Below are 5,245 nucleotides of genomic sequence, written 5' to 3'. Positions count from 1 at the left end.
AGCGTGGGGGTCCACGGCCTTGGCGCCGGGCCGCCCCAAGCCAGGCCAGCCCCCTCGGGGGGCAGCGCAGCACACGCAGTGGCAAGCGTGGGGGTCATCTCTTTATCGGCCTCCCGCCACATCCAGCAGCGCGCCAGTGGTGTAAGAAGAATTTTCAGATAACAGCCAGACGATCGATTCGGCCACTTCTTCGGCGCTGCCGGGCCGTTGCATGGGCACTTGCGGCGCCATGTCCTGTGCGCGGTGCGGCAAGCCGCCTGAGGCGTGTATACCGGTTTTGATGAGGCCGGGGCGCACGGCGTTGACACGTATGCCTTCGCTCGCCACCTCCTTGGCCAGGCCGATGGTGAAGGTGTCGATCGCGCCCTTGGCCGCCGCATAGTCCACGTACTGGCCGGGCGAGCCCAGCCGCGCTGCGGCGCTGGAGACATTGACAATCGCACCGCCGGAGCCGCCGTGACGCGTGCTCATGCGCCTGACGGCTTCGCGGGCGCATAAAAAAGAGCCGAACACATTTATTTCAAAGATGCGCTGCAGCCGCGCCAGCGTAATCGCATCGACGCGCGTGGTCTGGTCCACCACGCCAGCGTTGTTGACCAGCGCGCTGACGCGGCCGAATTCGGCATCGATTTTTTCAAACATCGCCAGCACCTGCGCTTCCTGCGCCACGTCGGCCTGTACCGCCATGGCATGGCCGCCAGACTGATGGATCTGCCGAACCACCTCATCGGCGGCGAGCGAGTTGCTGGCGTAGTTGACTGCCACCGCATAGCCCTGACGGGCCGCCAGCAAGGCCGTTGCCGCACCAATGCCGCGCGAGCCTCCCGTGATTAAAACAAGTTTGGACAAACCGGACTCCTGCAAAAAGTGGCAATCCCGGGTACAAGGGGAATCGCGCTGAATCCGTGACTGTAATGAATTCCTGACCCCGGAGACGATTTTGAGTACAACTGTGGACTACTATTTCACGCCGCAAAGCCCCTGGGCCTATCTGGGCCACGCGCGTTTTTCGCAGATCGCGCGCGCGGCCGGCGCCACGGTGCGGGTCTTGCCTATTGATCTGGGCGGCAAGGTGTTTCCGATCTCGGGCGGTCTGCCGCTGGGCCAGCGTGCGCCGCAGCGTCAGGCCTACCGCCTGTTAGAGCTTAAGCGCTACTCCGGCTACCAGGGGTTGCTCCTGAATGTCAAACCGAAGTATTTTCCGGCATCGGGTGACGATGCTTCGCGCCTGATCATTGCGGTCGATCTGCACGACGGCACCGAAGCTGCCATGAAGATCAGCGGCGCCATTTTCACCGCCGTGTGGGCACAGGAGCGGCACATCGCTGATGAAAAAGTGCTGGCCGGGCTGCTGGCGGAATGCGGCCTGGGTGCCGGGCGGCTGGAGCAATCCTACAGCCAGGCGGTGCAGGAGCGTTATGAAAGCAATACCGTGCAGGCGATTGCCGCCGGTGTGTTCGGCGCGCCCAGCTACGTGATCGACGGCGAACTGTTCTGGGGCCAGGACCGGCTCGACTTTGTCGAGCGCAAGCTCAACGCGCGGTCCTGAGCAACTGGCACTGCCTTCCCGATGGCTGATGGCTGATTCCGCCAGGCCCTTTAATTTAATCCATTCAATCCATTCAACACAACGGCTTAACAGGAGCTTTTTCATCATGGGTCAATTCACCAATCTCACGGCTGCCGATGGTTTCACCGTTCCCGCCTATGTGGCGCAACCGGCGGGCAAGCCACGCGGCGCTGTCGTTGTGGTGCAGGAAATCTTCGGCGTCAACTCGCACATCCGCGCGGTGGCAGACCGCTTTGCCGAGCAGGGCTACCTGGCCGTTGCGCCAGCCACGTTTGAACGCGTCAAGCCGGGCGTGGAACTGGGTTACACCGAAGCCGACATGACGGCCGGCTTCGAACTGAAAACCGCCACGAGTGCCTTGCCCGGCGCCGGCGTGTTGCAAGACCTCCAGGCCGCCATCGACCATGCGGCCCAGGCCAGCGGCGGCAAGGTGGGCATCGTCGGGTTTTGCTGGGGTGGCTTGCTGACCTGGCAGGCGGCCTGCATGCTCAAGGGCCTAGCGGCCGCGGTGCCCTATTACGGTGGCGGCATGACGGCGGAAGACGAAATCGCCCGCCAGCCCCAATGCCCGGTGATGGCGCACTTTGGCGACCAGGACCACTGGATTCCGATGGAAGGCATCAGCGCCTTCAGCAAGGCGCATCCCGAAGTCGAGGTGTATGTCTATCCAGCCAACCACGGCTTCAACTGCGACCAGCGCGGCTCCTACAACGAAGCGGCGGCCACGCTGGCGCGAGAACGGACGCTGGCCTTTTTTGCCGCCAAACTGGCTGACTGATCCAGTGCACCGCCGTTCACGGTGATTCAGGCCTTTTCACCGTCCGATGACGCTTTCCGCAGGTTGTCGCGCTGGTCTTCGCTGAATCCGGACCGTTGGTTTTTCTGGCTGAGTCGCATCTGGATCATCCAGGTGTTTGCCCGTTTTGTCAGCAGATTGATCTGCAGGCCGAGCTGATTGCGCCTGTCGCTGATGCGCGATTCGTGGTTCGTGGTTCTAGGAGATCAGGGCCGGAAAGTTGGCTTCGAGCGATCCACCAGCGCCGGCGGGGCATCGGCGGGCGCGCATCAGTGGTCCGCAAGTGCGGCCGGTAAAACGAAGAATTGATTTGGGTCACATGAAACTGCGCTGCTTAGTCCTGCAGCGGGCTGCCGCTGGCGGGAAACTTCGGCCACGCGGCGCAATCCGGGCTCCGGCCCGCTCAGCGGAGCTTTACCGAAGCCAGCGTGACCCGGGCGAACGGCGCTTGTGGCATCGGCCGGGCGCTGTGTGGCTGGCGCATTCCTATCGGCTTGATTTGGCCAGATAGCGCTTGCGCCAGAACACGGAAACCACCACGACCACCAGCAGCAGCATCAGGCCGAAGGTCCACCAGAACCCCGAGCGGCTGTGGATGATGGGCAGGAACTCGAAGTTCATGCCAAAAAAGCCAGTGATCAGGTTGAGCGGCAAAAACACGGCGGTCAGCGCCGTGAGCGTGCGCATGATGTCGTTGGTACGGTGACTTTGCGCCGAAAAGTGCATCTGCACGGCGGTTTCGGCGCTTTGCTCCAGGCGCTGCACATGGTGGACCACGCGCTCGATATGCTCGAGCACGTCGCGCGAACGCACCTTGAGCAGTTCGCGTTCGCGCTGTATTTGCAGTGTGTCGCTGTCGGGCCAGGTTTCAATCGACTCAATCCAGTCCTGCAGGGCAGCGCGCTGGTCTTCGCAGATCTCGTCCAGCTGGTGCATCGCCAGCCGCGCGTCCAGCACCGAACTCCAGTTGCTGAAGCGCGTGTCTGGTCGGAGCAGTTCGGACTGCCAGTGGTCAAACTGGCGCGTCAGCTCGCGGCGCAGCTCCAGGTAGCCGTCCACCATGTGGTTGACGATGCGCAGCATCAGGTCGGCCGGGCTGGCCGGCAGCTTGACGCCATTGACGCGCGAGTCGGTGGTGGTGGCGGAGGATGAATTGAGCAGCTTGAAGGCGTAGCTGTCGCGGGCGGCGCATTCGGTCGGGTGCACGGTCAGCAGCAAATTGTCGAACACGGCAAAGCCCACCGGGCTGGTGTCGATGCGCCGCAGCACCGGCGGCCCGCTGCGCTTGACCGGCTGATGCGTTGGCTCCCCGGGCCGGGAAAGGTCGGTTTCCGATTGGCCGGTGCCAAGGCGGCGAAACACCAGGATGTCGTATTGCGAGGTGTAGTCGTAGTGCGAGGGCAGCTGGTTGCTCAGCAGGTCGGACACATGAAGGTCGACCAGCTGAGTGCCGCAGAGGCTTTGCAGTGTTGCCTGGATTTGCAGCTGCATGACCTCGAACTCGCGCCGCGCGCAGGCAATCCAGACCAGGCCTTGCGCAGGGAGTTGCGTCGGCAGGGTGCTGGTTTCCGTAACGCCCAGGTTGCCTGGGGTGATGGTGAAGACGCGCATGCAAGCCCCATTTCGTTTTTTTATGTCAAACCGGCCTTAGGTCCAGTGATTACGGTTGTAATTTGCTATTATTTTAATAGCAAAACCGGCGTCCGTGGTGGCGCTTTTCAAACCTGGCGCAGCTTTCGGGCGGCGTCGATGGCAAAGTAAGTCAGCACGCCGTCAGCGCCGGCGCGCTTGAAGGCCAGCAGGCTTTCCATCATGACCGCATCATGGTCGAGCCAGCCGTTCAGGGCGGCGGCCTTGAGCATGGCGTACTCGCCACTGACCTGGTAGGCGAAGGTCGGCACCTGGAATTCGTCCTTGACGCGGCGCACCACGTCCAGGTAGGGCATGCCAGGCTTGACCATCACCATGTCGGCGCCCTCGGCGATGTCCATGGCGACTTCTCGCAGCGCCTCATCGCTGTTGCCGGGGTCCATCTGGTAAACCTTTTTGTTGGCCTTGCCCAGGTTGCCCGACGAGCCGACGGCATCGCGGAACGGACCGTAGAAAGCGCTCGCGTACTTGGCGCTGTAGGCCATGATGCGGGTGTGGATGAGGTTCTGGCTTTCCAGCGCCTGCCGGATGGCGCCAATGCGACCGTCCATCATGTCGCTGGGCGCGACGATATCGACACCGGCTTCAGCCTGCGTCAGCGCCTGCTGGACCAGCACTTCCAGCGTCTCGTCGTTCATGATGTAGCCATGGCTGTCAGGCAGGCCGTCCTGGCCGTGGGTGGTGAAGGGGTCGAGCGCCACGTCGGTCATCACGCCGAGCTCGGGGAAACGTCTTTTCAGCTCGCGCACCACATGCGGCACCAGACCTTCGGGGTTAAGCGCTTCCTGGCCGTCTTCGGTCTTGAGCGACGCGTCAATCACCGGAAACAGCGCCATCACCGGAATGCCCAGCTTCACGCACTCCTCGGCCACCGGCAGCAGCAGGTCCAGGCTGAGCCGCTCCACGCCGGGCATGGAAGCGATGGGCTCGCGGCGCCGCTGGCCGTCAAGCACAAATACCGGGTAGATCAGGTCGTGCGCGGTGAGTGCGTTTTCGCGCACCAGGTTGCGCGTGAAGCTGTCACGGCGCAGGCGACGGGGGCGACCCATCGGGAAGGGGGCAAAGTTGGAGGCGTGCAGGGTCATGGCCAAATTGTGCCAAACCTTGGGCCGACCCATGAGGGATCGCGCGTATGCCCTCAGTACCGGGCTTCCTCTTCACGCCAGCAGGGGCCGCGGAACCGGCTTTGCCGGGCCGCAGGCGCAGCGCCCCCTTGGGGGGCAGCGCAG

5 protein-coding genes are annotated in these 5,245 nt (G+C 63.1%); 2 read left to right on the top strand and 3 right to left on the bottom strand.

The window, feature by feature from the left end; translation table 11 throughout:
* Positions 1–102 precede the first annotated feature (102 nt).
* Complete coding sequence (locus tag HHJ19_RS17300; protein ID WP_296909097.1) at positions 103–849, bottom strand: SDR family oxidoreductase; 747 nt, start codon at positions 847–849, stop codon at positions 103–105.
* A gap of 91 nt (positions 850–940) precedes the next feature.
* Here HHJ19_RS17300 and HHJ19_RS17295 point away from each other — a divergent pair, with 91 nt between their 5' ends.
* Positions 941–1,549, top strand: a complete 609-nt coding sequence (locus tag HHJ19_RS17295) for a 2-hydroxychromene-2-carboxylate isomerase (RefSeq protein ID WP_296909096.1) — start codon at positions 941–943, stop codon at positions 1,547–1,549.
* 106 nt (positions 1,550–1,655) lie between these two features.
* A complete protein-coding gene (locus tag HHJ19_RS17290; protein ID WP_296909095.1) occupies positions 1,656–2,348 on the top strand; it encodes a dienelactone hydrolase family protein in 693 nt (230 codons plus the stop codon).
* Positions 2,349–2,852: 504 nt separating this feature from the next.
* Here HHJ19_RS17290 and HHJ19_RS17285 read toward each other — a convergent pair.
* Together HHJ19_RS17285 and hemB are read right to left on the bottom strand one after the other, a co-directional pair.
* Complete coding sequence (locus HHJ19_RS17285; protein ID WP_296909094.1) at positions 2,853–3,977, bottom strand: magnesium transporter CorA family protein; 1,125 nt, start codon at positions 3,975–3,977, stop codon at positions 2,853–2,855.
* 107 nt (positions 3,978–4,084) lie between these two features.
* Positions 4,085–5,101 carry a porphobilinogen synthase gene (gene hemB, locus HHJ19_RS17280; RefSeq protein WP_296909093.1) on the bottom strand — a complete coding sequence of 339 codons (1,017 nt, stop codon included), beginning with the start codon at positions 5,099–5,101 and terminating at the stop codon, positions 4,085–4,087.
* Positions 5,102–5,245 lie beyond the last annotated feature (144 nt).

It is taken from the genome of Polaromonas sp., from assembly GCF_012927415.1.
In the GTDB taxonomy this organism is placed as follows: Bacteria; Pseudomonadota; Gammaproteobacteria; order Burkholderiales; family Burkholderiaceae_C; genus Polaromonas.
This window is presented reverse-complemented; position numbering and strand designations above follow the sequence as displayed.